Annotated in this window: 16 protein-coding genes; 9 read left to right on the forward strand and 7 right to left on the reverse strand. The window is 62.1% G+C overall.

From position 1 onward, the window contains the following. Positions 1-4: 4 nt before the first annotated feature. Positions 5-931 (reverse strand): LysR substrate-binding domain-containing protein, encoded by a 927-nt coding sequence (locus J3Q04_RS11460; protein ID WP_434606077.1) that lies wholly within the window; start codon positions 929-931, stop codon positions 5-7. A gap of 116 nt (positions 932-1047) precedes the next feature. On the opposite strand from J3Q04_RS11460, the gene J3Q04_RS11465 reads away from it, so the two are divergent. Further along, positions 1048-1473, forward strand: coding sequence for a VOC family protein (locus J3Q04_RS11465; protein WP_434606075.1), 426 nt, complete (start codon positions 1048-1050; stop codon positions 1471-1473). A 58-nt stretch (positions 1474-1531) separates the two neighbouring features. On the opposite strand, the gene J3Q04_RS11470 is transcribed toward J3Q04_RS11465, so the two are convergent. From J3Q04_RS11470 to J3Q04_RS11480, 3 genes are all read right to left on the reverse strand, one after another. Continuing rightward, positions 1532-2485, reverse strand: coding sequence for a diguanylate cyclase (locus J3Q04_RS11470; protein ID WP_434606072.1), 954 nt, complete (start codon positions 2483-2485; stop codon positions 1532-1534). 3 nt (positions 2486-2488) lie between these two features. Then, the gene (locus J3Q04_RS11475; protein WP_434564113.1) at positions 2489-3448 is read right to left on the reverse strand and encodes a response regulator; all 960 of its coding nucleotides are present in this window, start codon (positions 3446-3448) and stop codon (positions 2489-2491) included. Positions 3449-3616: 168 nt separating this feature from the next. Next, positions 3617-4429, reverse strand: a complete 813-nt coding sequence (locus tag J3Q04_RS11480; protein ID WP_434606070.1) for a helix-turn-helix transcriptional regulator — start codon at positions 4427-4429, stop codon at positions 3617-3619. A gap of 103 nt (positions 4430-4532) precedes the next feature. Between J3Q04_RS11480 and J3Q04_RS11485 the strand changes: the two genes are divergently transcribed. Continuing rightward, complete coding sequence (locus tag J3Q04_RS11485; protein ID WP_434606068.1) at positions 4533-5489, forward strand: threonine dehydratase; 957 nt, start codon at positions 4533-4535, stop codon at positions 5487-5489. A gap of 87 nt (positions 5490-5576) precedes the next feature. Beyond that, positions 5577-6197 (forward strand): TetR/AcrR family transcriptional regulator, encoded by a 621-nt coding sequence (locus tag J3Q04_RS11490; RefSeq protein WP_434606067.1) that lies wholly within the window; start codon positions 5577-5579, stop codon positions 6195-6197. 53 nt (positions 6198-6250) lie between these two features. Here J3Q04_RS11490 and J3Q04_RS11495 read toward each other — a convergent pair whose 3' ends face one another. Next, positions 6251-7711, reverse strand: a complete 1461-nt coding sequence (locus tag J3Q04_RS11495; RefSeq protein ID WP_434606065.1) for an efflux transporter outer membrane subunit — start codon at positions 7709-7711, stop codon at positions 6251-6253. Positions 7712-7922: 211 nt separating this feature from the next. Between J3Q04_RS11495 and J3Q04_RS11500 the strand changes: the two genes are divergently transcribed. From J3Q04_RS11500 to fabF, 3 genes are read left to right on the forward strand one after another with little or no spacing between them, the layout of a single operon-like run. Continuing rightward, a complete protein-coding gene (locus J3Q04_RS11500; RefSeq protein ID WP_434606063.1) occupies positions 7923-9032 on the forward strand; it encodes an efflux RND transporter periplasmic adaptor subunit in 1110 nt (369 codons plus the stop codon). Further along, entirely contained in the window at positions 9029-12091 is a 3063-nt protein-coding gene (locus tag J3Q04_RS11505; RefSeq protein ID WP_434606061.1) for an efflux RND transporter permease subunit, read from the forward strand. The genes J3Q04_RS11500 and J3Q04_RS11505 overlap by 4 nt, the downstream gene beginning before the upstream one ends. Then, positions 12088-13386, forward strand: coding sequence for a beta-ketoacyl-ACP synthase II (gene fabF, locus J3Q04_RS11510; RefSeq protein ID WP_434606059.1), 1299 nt, complete (start codon positions 12088-12090; stop codon positions 13384-13386). Before J3Q04_RS11505 ends, fabF begins: the two co-directional genes overlap by 4 nt. Positions 13387-13393: 7 nt before the next feature. Here fabF and J3Q04_RS11515 read toward each other — a convergent pair whose 3' ends face one another. Then, the gene (locus J3Q04_RS11515) at positions 13394-14608 is read right to left on the reverse strand and encodes a multidrug effflux MFS transporter (protein WP_434606056.1); all 1215 of its coding nucleotides are present in this window, start codon (positions 14606-14608) and stop codon (positions 13394-13396) included. 190 nt (positions 14609-14798) lie between these two features. After that, complete coding sequence (locus J3Q04_RS11520; RefSeq protein ID WP_434606054.1) at positions 14799-17009, reverse strand: TonB-dependent siderophore receptor; 2211 nt, start codon at positions 17007-17009, stop codon at positions 14799-14801. A 289-nt stretch (positions 17010-17298) separates the two neighbouring features. On the opposite strand from J3Q04_RS11520, the gene J3Q04_RS11525 reads away from it, so the two are divergent. Genes J3Q04_RS11525 through J3Q04_RS11535 form a run of 3 tightly spaced genes read left to right on the forward strand, consistent with a single transcriptional unit; the run spans position 17299 to position 20128 of the window. Then, positions 17299-18102: an ABC transporter ATP-binding protein gene (locus tag J3Q04_RS11525; RefSeq protein WP_420763715.1), complete on the forward strand. Its 804-nt coding sequence runs from the start codon at positions 17299-17301 to the stop codon at positions 18100-18102. Further along, a complete protein-coding gene (locus J3Q04_RS11530; protein ID WP_420763716.1) occupies positions 18099-19082 on the forward strand; it encodes a FecCD family ABC transporter permease in 984 nt (327 codons plus the stop codon). Before J3Q04_RS11525 ends, J3Q04_RS11530 begins: the two co-directional genes overlap by 4 nt. Next, complete coding sequence (locus tag J3Q04_RS11535) at positions 19079-20128, forward strand: FecCD family ABC transporter permease (RefSeq protein ID WP_420763717.1); 1050 nt, start codon at positions 19079-19081, stop codon at positions 20126-20128. Before J3Q04_RS11530 ends, J3Q04_RS11535 begins: the two co-directional genes overlap by 4 nt. The last annotated feature ends 19 nt before the right edge of the window (positions 20129-20147 follow it).

Here is a 20147-nt window from a genome sequence, read left to right on the forward strand (position 1 = left end):
GCGTTCAAGGGTAAGTAGTGCCGCCAATCCTATTCGGGTCTGCGACACCTGACGCGCTTGCGGGCGTGCCTGCTTGCTCGATGACCAGCTCCGCAAGAATCGCAACGGGGTCGGCCAGGCTCTGTCGCGACCGATGGATCAGGCCGATGTCCCGATGAAACGTGTGTGGCCCCAGGTCTAGGGCCCGCACGCCTTTGGGCCACGGCTGATGGGCTGACGTATGCGGCACCAGGGCGACACCGACGCCTTTTTCCACCAGTTTGATGATCGCGTCCAGTTCATCCAGTTCGCACACTTCCCGCAGGGTGAAATGCATCTGCCGCAGGAAACGATCGACCTGCCTGCCGCCGAACGAGGACCGGTCATAACGGATGAAGGGTTGGCTGGACAGCAGCGCCGCCCAATCCTCGCCGGGCATTGCACGGGGAATGATCAGCCGATAAGGCTCCAATGCCAGGGTGGTCCAGCGCAGATCACTTTGCAGCGAGAACGGCGGGCGGATCATCACGGCCATGTCGATTTCACCGGCGTCCACCAGATTGATCAATTCCACCGACAGGCCCGGCACGATGCGTGTGCGGCACTGCGGGCATTGCTGGTGAAACCTGGCGAGAGCGTCCGGCAGGTACGAGCGCTGGACCGAGGCGATCGCGCCGATGTTCACCAGCACGCTGGCGGGAAGCCCGGGGGTGGCGGAGCCGAGACTCTCGTAAAGGCGAAGCAGTTCCTGGGCTTGCAGGAGAACCTGGTGGCCCCGCTTGTTGAGGTGGGCCGTGCGCCCCTTGCGGTCGAATAGCTCGAAGCCCAGCTCGGCTTCCAGGCGCTGGATCTGCGCACTGACCGCCGCCTGGGTGAGGCCGATCTTGTGCCCGGCTGCGGCGAAGGTGCCTTCGCGCGCGACGGCAATGAGGGTCTTGAGTTCTTTGATCATTGATAAAGATTAATGGTCTTTCTAAGAAATTTATATTGATTTTATTGTTCGGTTCCCGCGCCTACGATGGGCAAACGCGCGGTTGCGTATCCCATGATTGAATCTTTGGAGTCCCGATGAGCGTCTCGCCTTTCCATTTAGCAATTCCGGTCTATGACCTTGCGGCAGCCCGTACTTTTTACAGCCAAGTGTTTGGGTTGGAGGAGGGCCGCTCCAGTGAACAGTGGGTCGATTTCAATTTCTACGGTCACCAGTTGGTGATCCACGAGCACCCCAAGACCGCGTCCCAGGAAAGCGTGCACAGCAACGCCGTGGATGGGCACGATGTGCCGGTGCCTCATTTTGGTGTGGTATTGGGGTGGGCTGAATGGGAAGCGCTGGCCGAGCGACTGAAATCCTTCGGCACTCAATTTGTGATCGAGCCCTACGTGCGTTTCAAGGGGCAGGTGGGCGAACAGGCGACGATGTTCCTGTTCGACCCTTGCGGCAATGCGCTGGAGTTCAAGGCGTTCAAGGACATGAGTCAGTTGTTCGCCAAATAACGGCATGCGCATGACCCTGTGGGAGCGAGCCTGCTCGCGATAGGGTTCGGTGCCGTCCTTAGCCATGCACCGTCACGCGATTGCGCCCTGTCTTCTTCGATGTATACAACGCCTGGTCGGCCCGGGCGATCAGCTCGGCGTGGTCGTTCGCCGGCGTGCTCAGGTCGGCCACGCCCAGGCTGATGGTGAACCGAATCTCCTGGCCGTTGTACTGCACCAACAATTGTTCGACAGCCTTGCGCAGGCGCTCTGCGAAAATCCGTGCGCCGGCCTGGTCGGTGTCCGACAGCACCACGCCGAACTCTTCGCCCCCGTAGCGCCCGGCCACGTCGGACTCGCGTACGTGCTCGTGCAATAGCGCGGCAACCTGTTCGATCACCTTGTCGCCGGCCTGGTGGCCGTAGGTGTCGTTGACCTGCTTGAAATGATCGATGTCCAGCATCACCAGGCTCAGGGCGTTGCCATAGCGCTGATGGCGGGCGTAGGCGGCTTTCAGGGTGCCTTCCCAATGGCCGCGGTTATAGAGGCCGGTCAGGCGATCGGTGCTGGAGAGCAATTGCAGTTGTGCATTGGCGGCCTGGATCTGATGGCGATTGGTCGCGACGTCGGTGACGTCATAGATCACCAGGCAGATATGGTTGATTCGGTTGTCAGGCGAGCGCAGCGGCAGCAAGGTGGTGTTCTGGTACATGAACTCTTCCTGGCCGGTGATCGGTTGGTAGCTCTTGAAGCGCATCAGGTACGGGCGCTGCTCCCAGACTGTGAACGCGGGGGTGCCCAGGGTCGCGACGCTTTCCACCTTGCGGCTGAACCATTGGCGGTCGATTTCCGGGAACAGGCTGAAGAAATTCCGGTTCTGGGCGTCCTTGGGTTGGACGCCGGAGCGGTTCTCCATGAAGGTGTTCCAGACCTGAACGCGGTACTCACGGTCGAGCACCACCACGCCGACGTCGATGCTCTGAACGATGGCCAGCAACCAGTGGAATTCGTTCAGATCGATGGAGTCGGTCATGGCTCAGCTCATCAGGTAGGCGAGTTTGTGGGTCAGCCGCTCGATGGAATCCTCCGTGAACAGCAGTAACAGGTCGAAGCGGATATCCTGGCCTTCGAGGCCGTAGCTGATCTCCACCGCGAGGGTTTTTTTCCAATGGACGCGGTTTGCCCGGATCAATTCCTCGATGGCCGCATGCTGGCCGAGGACCTGCGGATGACCTTGGGAGAACACCACATCGATCTGCTCGGCGATGCTGCTCAGGCACGCACCGATCAGGATGCTCGAAAGGTCCACCAGCATCTCCAGGTCTGAATAGTCGGCGCTTTCGCGCTGCATCAACTGGGCGATATCGGCGATTTCCGAATCATGGAAGATCAGCAGGGCTTCGCCGGCAATCCCGCTGCCGATAAACCCCTGGCAGATGGCCGTGAGTTGCTGGGAACCGCCGACGTCGTTCAAGGCCATGTGCAATTCGCCGACTTCGAGCACGTTGACGTTCGGCACCGGCAGTTGCACGAAAACCCCCAGCACCTTGGCAATCAGGGCGGCGGCCTGGCCGATGGCAACGTTGACCGTTTCGCGGAACGCGTCCTGGAAGCTGATGGCCGTGTTCGGTGTCGCTCGGTTCTGCGGCGGCGCCTGAGCGGGCTGGCTCAACAGCCCCACGCGGTTGAGGGTCTGGCGCAGTTCGTTTTCATCGAATGGTTTTTTCAGGAAGGCCAACGCGCCCAGCTCAAGGACGCGGCGCACGGCCTCATCCTGGATGTCACCGGAAATCACGATGACCTGCGCCTTGAGGCCTTCGGCGCGCAACGCGCTCAGGACCTGGTATCCATCCATTTCCGGCATGGTCAGGTCGAGCAGCACCACATGGCCGAGGCCCTGACGTATGGCATCCATGGCCTGGCGGCCATTGACCGCCTCGGTGACTGAAACCGGCCAGTCTTGCGGCAGCGCACGCAACACTTGCTTGCGCGCCATGGTGGAGTCATCGCACACAACCAGAGGGATCAACGGCACTGGGGTGTCCAACGACGAATAGCGGGGGAGTTCCTTCGTGCCTCATTCATAGGCGGCAGTGGCCCTCTGATCAATGAACGGGATGCTGTCTTGGCTTCTTTTAAAAACTGGACCATTAAGTCAAGGGCGTCAAACGCCACTCGTCATCTGGCGCAACTGCGCCGGGCTCACCCCTAGGCGCTGCTTGAACGTTGTTGTCATGTGCGCCTGGGAGCTGAAACCGCAGGCGTGGGCGATTTGTGCCAACGTCGCCGATGAGTCGCGTATCAACGCCCGGGCTTTGGCGAGGCGGCGGTCGATCAGGTAAGCGTAGGGGCTTTTGCCCGTCGCGAACTTGAAGGCGCGCATGAAATAACCTTCGGACAATCCCAGCAACTGCGCCATTGCCGAGACGCCCAGCGGTTGATCGAGGCCGGCATCGATGAACTCGTCGAGCAGGCGCATCCGGCTGTCGGTCATGGAGCCCTGGAGCGTTGCGCAAGAATGTTCGCCCGGCGTCACGCGCTCGGCCAGCGCCACGGCCCAGGCTTGCCAATCATCTTCGACCGAAGCGTGCAGCAACGCCTTGCGCATGCGTTGCGCGAGGGCGCTGGCGCGTGGGTCGACGCGATTGTTGAACGCATGATCTCCAGGCAGCACGACGCCGTCAGTGCGCACCAAACGCAGGTATTCGCCGCCTACGGGTGACTCCGAATACACGTCGCACTGGGCTGGGACGAACGCCAGGCCGTTGGGCTTGGCGTAGAACGGCTGCACCCGGTCGCTGCCAATGGCATGCAGGCCTCGCTGGCTGTCGAAGGCAAAGCCGATGACCGGCTGGGTTGCAACGTATCGAGCCGAATAGGCGCTACCGGGGAGCAGTTCGATGAGCCACGGGCCGGCCTCGACGCGACGGGTCGATTCAGTCGGGCGCGGTGGCTGTGGGCGGTTTCGATGGCTCATCTACCCATAGTAGTGAAGCGAGGGGACAAAAGTCAGGTCAGTTTTTTGAAAGCCCGGCTTCGGCGTCCCTGGCTAGACTGGCCGAAACCCAAGGAGACCCATCATGTACGCACTGACTCTCGACGATATCGAACAAGCGGCTCGCCAGGTCTACCAGGTCATGCCCGCCACGGCCCAGTACGCCTGGCCCTTGCTGGCGCAACGCCTCGGTTGCACGGTGTGGGTCAAGCACGAAAATCATACCCCCACGGGCGCGTTCAAGGTCCGCGGCGGCATCACATTCATGGATTGGCTCAAGCGTGAGCATCCGCGAACGAAAGGCATTGTCACCGCGACCCGTGGCAACCATGGCCAGAGCCAGGCGCTGGCGGCCAGCGCGGCGGGGCTGCGGGCATTGATCGTGGTGCCGGAGGGAAACTCGGTCGAGAAGAACGACGCCATGCGCGGCTTCGGTGGCGAAGTGATCGAATACGGCCGCGATTTCGATGAGGCTCGTGAAGAAGCGGCACGCCTGGCGCAGACCCAGGGACTCTATCTCGTACCGCCGTTTCATACCGAGCTGGTCAGAGGCGTCGCTACCTACGCGCTCGAGCTGTTCAAGGCCGTGCCTGACCTAGACACCGTCTACGTGCCCATTGGCTGCGGCTCCGGGATCTGCGCGGTCATCGCTGCCCGTGATGCCCTGGGCTTGCAAACCCAGGTCGTGGGCGTGGTGTCCACCGAGGCGACGGCGGCGAAACTGTCATTTGAAGCGGGTGAAATCCGCGAAACCGCCTCGGCCGATACCTTTGCCGACGGCCTCGCCGTGCGCAAGCCGATTGCACAGGCCTTCGCCATCTACGGCGCTGGCGCGGCGCGCATCGTAGCGGTCAGCGACCAGGAAATTGCCGAGGCCATGCGCGTCTATTACACCGACACCCACAACCTGGCCGAAGGTGCCGGCGCGGCGGCGTTGGCGGCGCTTATCCAGGAGCGCGGGAAGATGGAAGGGAAGAAGGTCGGGGTGATTTTGTCCGGCGGTAATATCGATCGATCGGTGTATGCCCGCGTAATCGAGTAGTCAGAGACGACAGGGCGATGGGATTGTGACTAAATCCAGGTTTGGTCATAAGTTGTCAACGGTCGTCGGGATGCGTAAGCTGCCCCGATGAACCAGCCATCCATTGCACCACCCAGCGCCCGTGGACCCGCCGATCACGACATTCGTGACCAGATCATAGCGGCCGCCCATGAACATTTCAGCCAGTACGGCTTTGGCAAGACCACGGTTTCCGACCTGGCCAAGGCTATCGGCTTCTCCAAGGCGTACATCTACAAGTTCTTCGATTCCAAGCAGGCGATCGGCGAAGCGATCTGCGCCAACTGCCTGTCGACGATCGTCGAGGCGGTGGAAGAGGCGATCAACGTAAACGGGCTGACGGCAACGGAGCGCTTGCGCAGGCTGGTCAAAACATTAGTCGTCACGGGCGTGAACCTGTTTTTCAACGACCGCAAGCTCTACGATATCGCGGCTTTCTCGGCTTCGGAGCGCTGGCCTAGTTCCCAGGCGTATAACGAACGGATCAAGAGCTTCGTGCTGGAGATCATCCGCCAAGGGCGTGAGCTCGGCGAGTTTGAACGACGCACGCCTCTGGACGAAACGGTGGAGGCCATCCACCTGGCCTTGCGGCCGTTCGTCAACCCCTTGCTGCTGCAATACAACCTCGACTTCGTCGAGGAAGCCCCCACGCTCACGACCAATCTCATCCTGCGTAGCCTGATGCCCTGAGCTTTGGCTGATGGCCACTCTCGCAGCTATTTAGTGACCATTTCTAAAAATGTTCACCTTGTCGCCACAGCTCCTTCCTCGGGAGCTTGCCAACCACCGCCAAGCGCACGGAATGCCGCGACCGCTGCCCGTGCTGATTCCGTTCGAGCCTGCGCTCGGGCATCGGATGCCTGCAGCAACGTCTCGTCGGCGTTGAGCACGTCGATCAGGCTGGCGGTGCCTTTCTGGTAGGCGACGAAGGCCGATTGACGGGCCTGGTTCAAAGACGTTTCGCCTTGGGTGAGGGTGGTCGCCTGGGTTTCGCGATTGACCAGCGCGCTAAAGGCGTTTTCGACGTCTTCAGTGGCGCGCAGCACGGACTGGCGATAAGCAGCCAACGCTTCGGCTTCCTCGCCCTTGGCCTCGTCGATCCGGGCGTTGATGCGGCCAAAATCGAAGAGCCTCCAGCGCAGCCCCAGCACGCCCGCCGATTGGCTGGCGCCGCCACTGAACAAGTTACCGCCGGACACCGCCGTGGCGCTGCCGAGCAAGGCGCTGAGGGAGAACTTTGGATAGTACTCGGCGACGGCCTCGCCGATGCGCGCATTGGAGGCCGCAAGGTGACGCTCGGCGACGATCAGGTCTGGCCGGCGACGCAGCAGGTCCGCCGGCGTTCCGGTTGTGGTTATTTGTGGGGCGAGGGGAATGTCGCGGCGCTCGGCCAATAGCGGCCGATGGGTGCCGGGCGGAGTGCCGAGCATGACATCCAAGGCGTTCATCGCGGCATCCAGGCCGGTCTGCAGGACCGGTAACGTTGCCTGGACTTGTGCCAGTTGCCCCTCGGTCTGGCGAACCTGATAGCTGGCGGCGAGGCCTTTGTTGTACAGCAATTGGATTTTTTTTAGCAGGTCTTGCTGCGTCCTGACCTGTCGGTTTGCAATGTCCAGCCGGGCCTGCAGTCCACGAACGGTGATGTAGGTGTCGGCGACCTGCGCGGCGACCGCCAAGCGCGTGGCGACCGCACCGGCCTCGGACGCCTGGTAGTCCGCCAGCGCTGCTTCGCGTCCACGCCGCAGGCCGCCGAAGGCATCTATCTCCCAACTGGCGCCGAGGTTGAGTTCGTAGGAACTTCCGTATCGATCATAGCCAGGCGTTGAATCGAGCACCTGGCCGAGCGGGGTCTCCACCGACTGGTAGGCGCGCGCGGCCTGGCCACTGATATTTCCCGAGGGCAGCAAAGCGGCGTTCGCTGCGCCCAGTCCGGCCCGTGCCTGCGTCACGCGCGCCGATGCCTGCGCCAAGTCCAGGTTTTGTTCAAGGGCCTTGGTGACAAACACCGTGAGGTTTGGATCACCAAACGCTTCCCACCAGATAATCGAGTCGGCCCGAACGCTCGCGGACCGCTGTTCGACCAGAGGCTGGCCTACGTAACGACTCGAAAGTGGGACTGCGGGACGATGGTAGTCCGGGCCGACCGCGCAACCTGTCAACAAGCCGGTGCTCAGAAAAAAAGCCAGGGGGCGCAGGGGTAGCATGGAAAATTCCTCGAGTCGATGCGGATGGTGACCATATCATAATATGGTCACAAGCTGTCAATTGGCTTCCAGGCAGAGCTAACGGACAGTTGTTAAGCGCAACACGGCTTGAAGGCTGACGGTCTTAGCGTAAATATCGTGACGATTGACAGATATGGTCACTCGAATGAGAATGCGCCTTCCATCCTGTCCGCTCATGAAAAGGGACCTTATGCTCCGGCGCCGACCTGTCACTCTTGCCGCTTGCTTGCTGCCTCTCGTCCTGACGGCGTGTGGCGAGTCATCCACCGAGAAAGATCCACGCACGCTTGCGCCCATCGTGAGGGTCGCGCAAGTTTTGGGTTCGCCCGACCGGTCGCGTTCGTTTACCGGCGTGGTCACGGCCAGGGTCCAGAGCGACCTGGGCTTTCGCGTGTCGGGCAAGGTCCTCGAGCGGCTGGTCGACACCGGCCAGACGGTCAAGCGCGGCCAGCCACTGATGCGCCTGGACCCTGTCGACTTGGGGCTGCAAGCGCGAGCACAACAGGAGGCCGTTGCCGCCGCTCGGGCGAGGGCGAAGCAGACCGCCGATGACGAGGCTCGTTACCGAGACCTCGTCGCTGCCGGCGCCATTTCCGCCTCGGGCTACGACCAGATCAAGGCCGCCGCCGATACCGCAAGGGCGCAACTCAGCGCGGCCCAGGCCCAGGCTGACGTTGCCCGCAACGCTTCTGGTTATGCCGTGCTGCTCGCCGACGCCGATGGCGTTGTGATGGAAACGCTCGCCGAGCCCGGGCAAGTTGTCGCTCTTGGACAAATCGTGGTTCGACTGGCCCGGGCAGGCCAGCGCGAAGCCGTGGTGCAACTGCCTGAAACCCTGCGGCCGACGTCGGGGTCAGTCGCCCAGGCGACGCTGTACGGCAATGCCAGCGAGGCGGTCAATGCGAAGCTGAGGTTGCTGTCGGATTCCGCCGACCCTGTAACGCGCACCTTCGAGGCGCGTTACGTGTTGGAGGGCGCGCTGGCCAGCGCACCGCTGGGATCCACGGTCACGCTCCGGGTCGCCGCGGGGCCTCGGACGGAACAGGCACTGCAAGTTCCGATCGCTGCCATTTTCGACTCGGGCAAAGGCAGTGGTGTCTGGGTCATCACGGGCGAACCGGCGACAGTCGCCTGGCGTCCGGTGAAGGTCGTCGGCTTGAGCGACGACGCCGCGCAGGTCTTGGGCGAGCTGAAAATGGGCGAGCAGATCGTTGCGCTCGGCGCCCATCTGCTGCACGAGGGCGAGGCGGTGCGTCTTGCGCAACCGCAAGACGTGAAGGTTGCGGGGAATCGCCCATGAGCTTCAACCTCTCCGCGCTCGCCGTCCGCGAGCGTTCCATCACGGTATTCCTGCTGTTGCTGATCGCCGTTGCGGGTGTCCTCGCTTTTTTCCAGCTCGGCCGCGCGGAAGACCCACCCTTCACGGTAAAGCAACTGACGGTCATCACCGCCTGGCCAGGCGCGACAGCCCAGGAAATGCAAGACCAGGTCGCCGAACCGCTGGAAAAACGCCTGCAAGAATTGAAGTGGTACGACCGCACGGAAACCTATACCCGTCCCGGCCTTGCGTTCACGATGGTGTCGCTGGTCGATCGGACGCCGCCGTCGCAAGTGCAGGAAGAGTTCTACCAGGCGCGCAAGAAGCTGGCTGACGAGGCGATCAAACTGCCGCCCGGGGTTATAGGGCCGATGGTCAATGATGAATTTTCCGACGTGACCTTCGCCTTGTTCGCCTTGAAAGCCAAAGGCGAGCCGCAACGACGGCTGGTGCGTGATGCCGAAGCGCTACGCCAACAACTGCTGCATGTGCCAGGCGTGAAGAAGATCAATATCATCGGCGAGCAGGCCGAACGGATCTTCGTGTCCTTTTCCCACGATCGCTTGGCGACCCTGGGTGTGTCGCCCCAGGATATTTTTACCGCCCTCAACAGCCAGAACATGCTCACGCCAGCCGGCTCCATCGAAACCGTCGGGCCGCAGGTGTTCCTGCGCCTGGATGGCGCTTTCGACAAGCTGCAGAAGATTCGCGACACGCCGGTCGTGGTACAGGGGCGCTCGCTGAAGCTGTCGGACGTGGCGACTGTCGAGCGCGGCTATGAAGACCCCGCCACGTTCCTGGTGCGCAACGGTGGCGAAGAAGCGTTGTTATTGGGCGTGATCATGCGCGAGGGCTGGAATGGCCTGGACCTGGGCAAGGCCTTGGATACGCAGATCAGCAAGATCAACCAAGACATGCCGCTGGGCATGGCGCTGACCAAGGTTACCGATCAATCGGTCAATATCGACTCGGCGGTCGGCGAGTTCATGGTCAAGTTCTTCGTCGCGCTGCTGGTGGTGATGATTGTCTGTTTCCTCAGCATGGGCTGGCGCGTGGGTGTCGTGGTCGCGGCGGCCGTGCCGTTGACGTTGGCCGTGGTGTTCGTGGTCATGGCCGCCACCGGCAAGAATTTCGACCGAATCACCCTCGGCTCCCTGATCCTCGCGCTCGGTTTGTTGGTGGACGACGCGATCATCGCCATTGAAATGATGGTGGTGAAAATGGAGGAGGGCTACGACCGGATCAAGGCCAGCGCGTATGCCTGGAGCCACACGGCCGCACCGATGTTGTCCGGCACGCTGGTGACCGCCATCGGCTTCATGCCCAACGGGTTCGCGCAATCGACCGCTGGCGAATACACCAGCAACATGTTCTGGATCGTCGGCATCGCGCTGATTGCTTCCTGGGTGGTCGCGGTGGCATTCACACCGTACCTGGGCGTGAAATTGTTGCCCGACATCAAGCAGGTCGAAGGCGGGCACGCGGCCATCTACAACACGCGGCACTACAACCGTTTCCGCCGAGTGCTGACGCGAGTCATCGCGCGCAAATGGTGGGTGGCCGGTACGGTGATCGCGACATTCGTGGTGGCGATCCTCGGCATGGGCCTGGTGAAAAAACAGTTCTTTCCGACCTCGGATCGGCCCGAGGTGCTGGTGGAAGTGCAGATGCCGTACGGCACCTCCATCGAGCAAACCAGCGCCACCACCGCCAGGGTCGAGGCCTGGCTGCAACAACAGGAAGAGGCCCGGATCGTCACCGCCTACATCGGCCAAGGCGCGCCGCGTTTCTACCTGGCGATGGCGCCGGAACTTCCCGATCCGTCATTTGCCAAGATTGTCGTGCTGACGGACAGCCAGCAAGCACGCGAAGCCCTCAAGTTCCGTCTCCGCGAAGCGATCGCCCAAGGGCTGGCTCCCGAGGCGCGGGTGCGGGTCACTCAATTGGTGTTCGGCCCGTATTCACCGTTCCCCGTGGCGTATCGTGTGATGGGCCCTGATTCGACGAAGCTGCGCGAGATCGCCAGTCAGGTCCAGGGCATCATGCAGGCGAGCCCGATGATGAGGACCGTCAACACCGACTGGGGACCCTTGGTGCCGACGCTGCATTTCAATCTCGACCAGGACCGCTTGCAAGCGGTGGGGCTGACGTCCAATGCGGTCGCCCAGCAATTGCAGTTTCTGCTCAGCGGCGTGCCGATCACGGCAGTGCGCGAGGACATCCGTTCGGTGCAGGTGATCGGCCGCGCCGCCGGTGACATCCGCCTCGACCCCGCGCGGATCGAAGGTTTCACCCTAGTGGGCGCGACAGGCCAGCGCATTCCGCTGTCCCAGGTCGGCGAGGTGGATGTGCGCATGGAAGATCCGATCCTGCGCCGTCGTGATCGCACGCCGACCATGACGGTGCGCGGCGATATTGCCGAAGGCCTGCAGCCGCCGGACGTCTCCAGCGCGATTATCAAGCAACTGCAACCGGTCATCGACAGGTTGCCCGCCGGCTACCGGATCGAGCAGGCGGGCGCCATCGAGGAGTCGGGCAAGGCCGGCAAGGCCATCGTGCCGCTGGTGCCGATCATGGTCGCCTTGACGTTGCTGATCATCATCCTGCAAGTGCGCTCGATCTCGGCGATGATCATGGTGTTCTTGACGGCGCCACTGGGGCTGATCGGCGTCGTGCCGACATTGCTGATCTTCAATCAGCCATTCGGTATCAATGCATTGGTCGGCCTGATCGCCCTGTCGGGCATTCTCATGCGCAATACGCTGATCCTGATCGGGCAAATCCATCACAACGCCAACGAAGGGCTGGATCCGTTCCATGCGGTGATCGAGGCCACGGTGCAGCGTGCACGGCCGGTGTTGCTCACGGCACTGGCGGCAATCCTGGCATTCATCCCCCTGACACATTCGGTGTTCTGGGGCACGCTGGCCTACACCCTGATCGGCGGCACGTTCGTCGGCACCATCATGACGCTGGTGTTCCTGCCGGCGATGTATTCCATCTGGTTCAAGATCCGTCCTGATACGAAGAGGGCTCCATGAAAAATCGCGAAGGTCAAAAACGCATCGTCATCACTGGCGTAGGCATCGTCGGCCCGCTGGGCTGCGGGGTGGAAGAGGTCTGGCAGCGCTTGCTGGCCGGGCAATCCGGCATTCGCAACCTGTCCGCCGACGTCACCGACGGGACCGGCGTCGCCGTGGGGGGGCAAGTGCCGACCTTGGAAGAGGACGGTATCGCCGGTTACGACCCGGAGCGCCTCATCGCGCCCAAGGATCGCAAGAAGATGGACCGCTTCATCGAGTTCGCCCTGGTGGCGGCTCACGAAGCCCTGGAGCAGGCGGGCTGGCATCCCGTTGATCCCGTCCATCAGGAGCGGACTGCCACGATCATTTCTTCGGGCGTGGGTGGTTTCGCCACGATTGCCGATGCGGTGCGCACCACCGATGCTCGCGGTCCACGTCGACTGTCGCCGTTCACCGCGCCGGCTTTCCTGGCCAATATGGCGGCCGGGCAGGTGTCCATCCGACATGGTTTCAAAGGGCCGCTAGGTGCGCCCGTTACCGCTTGTGCTGCCGGCGTACAAGCCATTGGCGATGCCGCTCGGCTGATCAAGAGTGGCGAGGCGGACATTGCCATTTGCGGCGGCACCGAGGCGGCGATCGACCGGGTGACGTTGGGCTGCTTCGCGGCGGCGCGGGCACTGTCCACGGGATTTGCCGAGCGTCCACAAGAGGCCTCGCGGCCGTTCGATCGGGAGCGCGACGGCTTCGTCATGGCCGAAGGCGCCGGGTTGCTGGTGATCGAGTCGCTGGAACACGCTCTGGCCCGGGGTGCCAAGCCCCTGGCGGAATTGGTGGGGTATGGCACCAGCGCCGATGCCTACCACCTGACCGCGGGCCCGGAGGATGGCAACGGAGCCCGCCGCGCCATGGAGCAAGCGTTGCGCCAGGCAGGTCTCAACCCCAGCGAGGTGCAGCACATCAATGCCCACGCGACGTCCACCCAGGTGGGTGATGCCGGTGAGCTGGCGGCGATCCGCGCGGTTTTTGGCACGAACGGCGGCGCGGGCGCAGGCGTGGCGATCACTTCTACCAAATCAGCCACTGGCCACTTGTTGGGCGCGGCCGGCGGCATCGAAGCGATCTTCACGGTTTTGGCGCTGCGTGATCAGATCGTGCCGCCGACGCTGAACCTGATGCATCCCGACGAGGCAGCCAACGGCCTCGATCTGGTTGGCCTGAAGGCCCGGAAAATGCCGATCACCCATGCACTGTCGAATGGGTTCGGTTTTGGTGGCGTCAATGCCAGCGTGTTATTCCGTCGTTGGGACGATTGACGCCGCGTCAGCGGCGCAAGCGGAACAGCACCAGCGCGACCAGGCAGGTCAACGCCTGTATCGCGCCCAGTGTGGCGATGGGTGAAAAGCTCAGCACGGCGGCGAGCCAGGTGGTCAACGCTGCCGCACCCATGGAGAGAAAACCCAGCAGCGCCGAGGCCATCCCGGCCTCTTTGCCGAAAGGTCCCATGGTGATTGCCGTGCCTAAGGGGTTCGCCAGGCCCATGCCCCAAAGGAACGTCACCATCGACACCGCATACCAGCCAAGCCCCGGGCTGGCCGGCCCCACGATGAGCAAACCACCGCCGATCATGGCGCAGGCAATGCCCAGCAGGGCGGTGTTACCTGGGCCAAAACGTCGGGCCAGGCGAGGAGCGGCCAGGCCGGCGGCGAACACCACAAACACCGTTGATGCGAAATACAGGCCGGCCTGCAGGGACGTCAGGCCGATGCCTTTCATGAGAATGGCCGGGGCAGCGGCGAATGACGCGAACAGACCGCTGAGCAACAGGCTCATCGACAGGGCAGGGAGGATGAAACGCTTGTCCACCACCAGCCTGGCGTAAGCGCGCACCACACTGCCGGTAGAGTGCGGCGCCCGGCGGTCGGCGGGATGGGTTTCGCCAAGATCGCGTACATAGAAGAACGCCAGCACCACGGCGGCCAATCCCACCAGGAAAAAGATGGCGCGCCATCCGAGCGTGACGGACAGCACGCTGCCCGCCAAGGGTGAGAAACCTGGCGCAGCGGCCGTGGCGACCATCGTCAATGACAGGGCGCGGGCCAGTGTCTCGCCTTCGAACAGATCCCGTGCGATGGCCCGCGACAGCACCGAGGCCGCGCACACGCCCAACGCCTGAACGACGCGGCCGGCAATCAGTACCTCAAGGGTGGTGGCGAGGCCGCCGATGACGGTGCCGACTATGAACACCGACAGTCCGCCCAGCACCAGTTTCTGCCGTCCATAACGGTCAGCCAACGGCCCGACCACCAACTGACCCAGGGCAAAGGTGACGAAGTAACTGGAGAGCGTCAGGCCCAGTTCGCGGGCGGTCACGCCGAGGTCATCACCGATCACCGGGAACGCAGGGAGGATGATATTGGTGGAGAGCATGCCGATGGCCGCGAGGCCGGCGAGCAGTGCGACGATTCGGCCGGTCAGGGCTGGGCTCGATGCGAGTGGCTGCGTTTGCACAATCGCTGATGCATCTGCGGTTTTCATGGATCAACCCTCTGGCCGGTTTTGTCTCGCTTATGATGATCGTAATATGACGATCGTCATCTAGGGCGTCAAGGTCAATGGAAAATTTAGGGGGATGGGTGCGATGAGGGGATTCGAGAGGGCTTACAAAAGTTTATACAGCTGAAATGACTCGGTCGACACCTGGCGGCGCCGACCGAGTCAGGGGCATTTACCAGCGGAAGTTGACGGAGGTCACCAACTCGCGCTCGTCGCCGTAGCGGCAGATGGCAAATTCGCAATAAGTGTATTTTTTGTTCGTCACGTTGTTGGCGTTGAGGGCGATGTCCCAGTTCTTGTCGATCTGGTAGCTGGCCATTGCATCGAACAGCGTGTAGGCAGGCATTTGCGAATCGATGCCCGAAGCTTGGGTGGTTCCCTTGTAGCGCGCGCCGCCGCCGATTTTCAGCTGCGGTACGCCGAAACGGGCGAAGTTGTAGTCGGCCCACAGCGCGGCTTGGTGGTAAGGCGTATCTTCGCTGCGCTGACCCACTTCGCTCTGGATTACGCTTTTGGTGATGCGCGCATCGGTGTAGGCGTACGTCGCGATGACCGTCAGTTGAGGCGTGATGTCGGACTTGGCTTCGAGTTCCAGGCCACGGGAGCGCTGCTCGCCAATCTGCTGGGGATTGAGGCCAGCCAGGTCGCGCTTCACGACGTTTTCCTGCGTCAGTTCATAAACCGCTGCGCTCAACAGTGTATTGCTGCCCGGAGGTTGGTAGCGGATGCCGATTTCGTACTGCTTGCCTTCTGTAGGCTTGAATGTCTGGCCAGGCGCGTCGGCCACCGCAACTGGGAAGAATGATTCGCTGTAGCTGATGTAAGGTGCCAGGCCGTTGTCCGCCTGGTACACCAGGCCGGCGCGCCAAGTGGTGGATTCGTCGTTCTGGCTCAGCTTCTCGCCGGTGGCGAAGCCTTCCTGATCCTGATCTGCCCAATCGTGGCGACCGCCGAGCAGCAATAGCCAATGATCGTCGAACTTGATCTGGTCTTGCAGGTAGATACCTGTCTGGAAGGTATCGATCTGTGAACCGCGGTCGCGGTTCCGGCTCTTGTCCACCACCACTGGCTGACCGTAGTTGTAGTCACCAATATTGATAGAGGTCGAGTTGGCTCGGAAGTTATGCGAGTCGTATGACGCGTCGTAGGTATCGGCACCCACCAGGAAGGTGTTTTCAATCCCGCCAATGTTCCAACGCGTCTCGATGTTGGTGTCGCTGGCCAACGCCCGGGAGCGCTCCCGCCGATCACTGTACTGACGACCCAAAACGCCCGTGGCGGCTGCTGTATTGACTGGATTCCCTGTCCGAATCTGCATGTATTTCCACTTCACATCCGCTTCGTAGTAACGCAACTTGTTGCTGATACGGGTGTGTTCATCAAACCGGTGTTCGAACTCATAACCGATGGCGGACATCTCGCCGTTCATGTCGTCGTAGTCGGGTTCGCCGATGAAATCGTGGCGGCCGATGGTGAAGGGGCCGTTGCCTACGCCTTTGACCAATTGATAGGGCAGCGGGGCGGAGAAACGCGTGTCGCTCTTCTGATAGAACGAGAGCAGGGTCAGGGACGTGTCTTCATCAGGGCGCCAGGTCAGGGCCGGGGCGATGTAGAGCTTGTCGTCGTTGACGTAATCCTGCTGGGTGTCGCTGTCGCGCTTGAGCATGGTCAGGCGGTAGGTGAGGACCTCGCTGTCACCGAGCGGGCCGCTGAAGTCGGCGGTCAGTTGCTTGCGATCATGGTTGCCATATTGCAGCCCCAACTCATGCAGCGGGGTTTCGGTCGGGCGCTTGCTGACACCGTTGACGAAGCCGCCTGGCGACAGTTGGCCGTACAGCACCGACGCCGCGCCGCGGATAACTTCCACGCGCTCCAACCCATACGGGTCCTGGACGCCATCGTAGGAGTTGTTTTGCAGGCGCATGCCGTCGCGCAGGGAGCCGCCAGTGGCGGATTCGACGTCGAAGCCGCGAATGCGGAACCGGTCCGAGGTGCGGTTGAAGCTGCTCGGTTGGCTGGTGAAGCCCGGGGTGTAGCTGAGGGCGTCCGCCATGGTGTCGGACTTGCGATCGCGCATTTCATCGGCGGTGACCACGGACACCGATTGCGGCGTTTCAGTGATGGCCGCGTTGGACTTGGTGGCACTGCCGTTGCGCAGGGCGACTTTGCCGGCCAGCGGCGCCGTGGGGTTTTCCACGGCGGCGGCATTGATGTTGATTTCGCCGAGTTGAAGAGGAGCGTTGGCTGCAGCCTCTTCTTGTGCGGCGATCGCCTGTGCTGAAAAGATGCTCCCCAAAGCCAGGGCCAGAGTGCTCAAGTGAAACGCTGGATGACGCGAGACGTAACGTTTTTCGGTGCCAACTGTTGTTTTTCTTACGAGCATCGAGGAAGTCCTTGAGGATTGTTATTGATCTTCGCAAGCCTATCGTCCCGGTCCGGCGGCAGGGCAGGCGAGCGAAGTTAGTGTCTACTGGCCATAATCTGACTGTGAATGATAAGGGTTTGCATTAATATTGTCAGGCTTGTAGGGAATTTATTTTAGTTTCGACATATTCTGTGCCGCACTTTTTAGCCTGCGGTGGGTTTTCCGGCGTTGTTACCGGGAAACGAATGCGCGGGATCTGTACGATGGACGATTCGATCAGGCCCTCTTGGGCGGTGGAGGGACGGTCATGCTGAAAGCCAGCAATGTGCGGCTGAGCTATGGCGAGCAACAGATTCTCAACGGTGTCAGCCTGGACATTCCCGAAGGCTGCTTCACGGCGTTGATCGGGGCCAACGGCTGTGGCAAGACCACACTCTTGAATGTGCTGGCACATATGCTGCGCCCAAGCGCGGGTGAGGTGCACCTGTCCGGCAAGGCTCTGGGGCAGTATTCGCGCCGGGCGCTGGCGCAGCGCATGGCGTTGTTGCCCCAGCGCACTACGTCACCGGCCGGCATGAGCGTGCGGGAGCTGGTGATGCAGGGACGTTTCCCCTGGCAGAGCTGGTGGCGGCAATGGTCCGAACAGGATCAGCAGGCAATCGACCGTGCCATCGAACTGGCGGGCATCGCACCGTTGCTCGATCGCTCGTTGGCCACCCTGTCGGGTGGACAACTGCAGCGCTGCTGGATTGCCATGACCTTGGCCCAGGACACCCCAGTGATCCTGTTGGACGAGCCCACGACGTTTCTCGATATCGCTCATCAGATCACCTTGCTCGAACTGCTGGTGGACCTGCGCGAGCAAGGCAAGACCGTCGTCGCCGTGCTTCACGATCTCAACCAGGCCGCGCGTTATGCCGATCACCTGGTGATGATGCGTGAAGGCCGCTTGCTGGCCCAGGGCGCGCCCGCTGAAGTCTTTACCCGTGAGAATCTCAAGGCGGTCTTCGACCTGGACGCGCACATCATCACCGACCCTTATTCGGGCGACCCGCTGTGTGTTCCGCAAACCACCCGTAGCCAGCCATCGGCTGTACGGGAGGCGATGTGAGTCACGGTTTGCGAATACCGGTGTGGCTGGGCCTGCTGGTTGCCATCGCCTTGGCCGCGCTGCTGCACCTGGCGGTTGGCGCCAAGAGCATCCCTTGGAACGAGGCCTGGCAGGCACTGGTGGCGTATGCACCGGACAACGCCGATCAGAGCGTCATCCGTGGCAGCCGCCTGCCACGCTTGCTGGTTGCCATGCTGGTGGGCGCCAGCCTTGGCCTGGCGGGAGTGATCATGCAGGCGGTAGGTGACAACCCCCTGGCCGACCCCGGCATTCTCGGCATCAACAGCGGCGCGGCATTATTCGTGGTGTTCGGCTTGCTGGTGCTGCCCGGTCACGACCTGTCGATGATCCCATTGTTTGCTTTCAGCGGTGCCCTGGTGGCAGCCATTGGTGTCCTGCTGCTGGCGGGCAGGGGCCATAACCCGATTCGACTGACCTTGTCCGGCGCGATGATCGCGGCGTTGTTCAGCGCCATCACGTCAATCCTGCTGTTGCTCGACCAGCAGGGGCTCGACAGCCTTCGCCGCTGGCTCACCGGGTCGATCGGCGTGACCGGAGGCTCGATGCAGGCATGGGTCTGGCCTTATGTGGTGTTGGGCATGGTCTTGTGCCTGGTCAATGTCCGGGCCTTGAACGCCCATCGGCTCGGTCCGCAGGCCGCGGCCGGCATGGGCGTCAACTTGTTGAAAATGCGCCTGTTCGGGCTGGCTTCCGTGGTGCTGCTGTCAGGATGCGCCGTGGCGCTGGCGGGACCGATCGGTTTTGTCGGGTTGGTGGTGCCCCATGCGGCGCGGCTGTTGTTTGGCGATGATTATCGACGGCTATTGCTGGCCGCGCCGCTGCTCGGCGCGTTGCTGCTGATCCTGGCGGACATTGCCGCACGAACCGTTGTGCGGCCCTTTGAGCTGAACACCGGGATTGTCACGGCACTGATCGGCGGGCCGATTTTCGTCGCGTTGGTGTTGAGGAAAGTCAAATGACGCGCGTTGGGCTGATCTTGCCCAGGGCACTTCCATTACTGCCTTGGGTGGCCCGGCCCATCGACGTGATTTCGGTGCTGGCCCTGATGTTCGCATTGGTTGCCTTATCGTTGTACGCGTTGACTGTCGGCAGTTATTCGTTGGGGGTTGTCCAGGCCTGGCAAGCGCTGTGGGCGCCTGAACAGGTCGACTCGACGACGCGCAATCTGCTTTGGGAATTGCGACTGCCACGTGTGGCCCTGGCGATCCTCGCCGGCATGGCCATGTCGCTGGCCGGCCTGTTGATGCAGTCGTTGACGCGCAATCCGCTGGCGGCGCCGGGGCTGGTGGGCGTGGAGTCGGGCGCCAGTGTGACGATGCTGCTGATCATTGTGCTCTGGCCCACGCTGTTGCCCCTTGAGCTCTATCCATTGGCGGCACTGGCGGGCGGGTTGGCCGTGGCATTCTTCGTCGCGCTGCTGTCGTGGCGCCAGGGGATTTCGCCGCTGCGGTTGATCCTTGTCGGCGTTGGGCTCACCGCGATGCTCAGTGCAGTAGCCGATTTACTGATCACCTACGGCAACATCGACCAGGTCGAGTCGGCCCTGATGTGGCTGGGCGGCAGCTTGCACCGGGCCGGTTGGCCGCAGGTTCACAGCCTCGGCACCTGGCTGTTGCTCGCGGGGGTTCCCTTGCTGTTTTTTCACCGTCAATTGAACCTGTTGCAGTTGGGCGAAAAAGTCGCGCTCAGCCGGGGCCTGAACGTCACGGGTGTCATGGCTTTCCTATTGCTGTGCAGTGTCATGCTGACAGCGGCCGCCGTGGCGAACGTCGGCACCATGACTTTCGTCGGGCTGGTGGCGCCGCACCTGGCACGCCAACTGGCAGGCGATCGCCACGGTGCGCTGATGCCTTTGTCGGCGTTGATGGGGGCATTGCTGGTACTGGCGGGGGATACACTGGGCAGGGGGCTGTTCCCACCGCTGCAATTACCGGCGGGGCTGGTGGTTGCAATTATCGGCGCACCTTATCTGATCATATTGTTGGCGCGTCAACGCAGTCGCTGAAAACACAGCGGCGCTTATC

Source organism: Pseudomonas sp. D4-21, assembly GCF_051132125.1.
GTDB lineage: Bacteria > Pseudomonadota > Gammaproteobacteria > Pseudomonadales > Pseudomonadaceae > Aquipseudomonas.

Excerpts from the sequence above, each read along its gene's own strand:
- J3Q04_RS11465 (WP_434606075.1), top strand. The coding sequence starts at position 1,048 with ATGAGCGTCTCGCCTTTCCATTTAGCAATTCCGGTCTATGACCTTGCG.
- J3Q04_RS11470 (WP_434606072.1), bottom strand. The coding sequence starts at position 2,485 with ATGACCGACTCCATCGATCTGAACGAATTCCACTGGTTGCTGGCCATC.
- J3Q04_RS11475 (WP_434564113.1), bottom strand. The coding sequence starts at position 3,448 with ATGGCGCGCAAGCAAGTGTTGCGTGCGCTGCCGCAAGACTGGCCGGTT.
- fabF (WP_434606059.1), top strand. The coding sequence starts at position 12,088 with ATGAAAAATCGCGAAGGTCAAAAACGCATCGTCATCACTGGCGTAGGC.
- J3Q04_RS11495 (WP_434606065.1), bottom strand. The coding sequence starts at position 7,711 with ATGCTACCCCTGCGCCCCCTGGCTTTTTTTCTGAGCACCGGCTTGTTG.
- J3Q04_RS11460 (WP_434606077.1), bottom strand. The coding sequence starts at position 931 with ATGATCAAAGAACTCAAGACCCTCATTGCCGTCGCGCGCGAAGGCACC.
- J3Q04_RS11515 (WP_434606056.1), bottom strand. The coding sequence starts at position 14,608 with ATGAAAACCGCAGATGCATCAGCGATTGTGCAAACGCAGCCACTCGCA.
- J3Q04_RS11500 (WP_434606063.1), top strand. The coding sequence starts at position 7,923 with ATGCTCCGGCGCCGACCTGTCACTCTTGCCGCTTGCTTGCTGCCTCTC.
- J3Q04_RS11525 (WP_420763715.1), top strand. The coding sequence starts at position 17,299 with ATGCTGAAAGCCAGCAATGTGCGGCTGAGCTATGGCGAGCAACAGATT.
- J3Q04_RS11485 (WP_434606068.1), top strand. The coding sequence starts at position 4,533 with ATGTACGCACTGACTCTCGACGATATCGAACAAGCGGCTCGCCAGGTC.
- J3Q04_RS11505 (WP_434606061.1), top strand. The coding sequence starts at position 9,029 with ATGAGCTTCAACCTCTCCGCGCTCGCCGTCCGCGAGCGTTCCATCACG.
- J3Q04_RS11490 (WP_434606067.1), top strand. The coding sequence starts at position 5,577 with ATGAACCAGCCATCCATTGCACCACCCAGCGCCCGTGGACCCGCCGAT.
- J3Q04_RS11535 (WP_420763717.1), top strand. The coding sequence starts at position 19,079 with ATGACGCGCGTTGGGCTGATCTTGCCCAGGGCACTTCCATTACTGCCT.
- J3Q04_RS11520 (WP_434606054.1), bottom strand. The coding sequence starts at position 17,009 with ATGCTCGTAAGAAAAACAACAGTTGGCACCGAAAAACGTTACGTCTCG.
- J3Q04_RS11480 (WP_434606070.1), bottom strand. The coding sequence starts at position 4,429 with ATGAGCCATCGAAACCGCCCACAGCCACCGCGCCCGACTGAATCGACC.